This window comes from Parasphingorhabdus sp. JC815 (assembly GCF_040717415.1).
GTDB lineage: Bacteria > Pseudomonadota > Alphaproteobacteria > Sphingomonadales > Sphingomonadaceae > Parasphingorhabdus.
The window spans coordinates 1-327 of sequence record NZ_JBFEFM010000025.1 but is presented as its reverse complement, the minus strand read 5'-3'; the positions used below and the strand labels follow the sequence as shown (position 1 = coordinate 327).

Below are 327 nucleotides of genomic sequence, written 5' to 3'. Positions count from 1 at the left end.
AATGGTGACGGATGTTGTCATAAATTCGCTCCTAAATAAATCCATGGCCGCGCCGTCCGGTCAGCTACTTGCCACGCCGTAATATCATCGGCCATTTTCATGCTAAGGTCGATGGCATCAAGCCCTTCAAGCAACATCGCTTTTGCTTCCTCGTCTATCGGGAATGACCAGCTATGCCCTTCACCTACACTAATATTTTGCTCCGCAAGATTGATTGTAGCAGGCAAATGCGCTTGTTCTATGGCTGCAATAGCTTGGGCGTCCAAAACGGCGGGTAGAATGCCGTTACGGACACAATTTCCAGCAAAAATGGGCGCGAAGCTTGGA

The 327-nt window shown here is 49.2% G+C and carries 1 pseudogene; it reads right to left on the bottom strand.

Annotated features, from left to right (window positions below):
* Window positions 1-17: 17 nt before the first annotated feature.
* A pseudogene (locus tag AB1K62_RS14690) lies at window positions 18-327 on the bottom strand (3-isopropylmalate dehydratase small subunit); the annotation flags it as partial.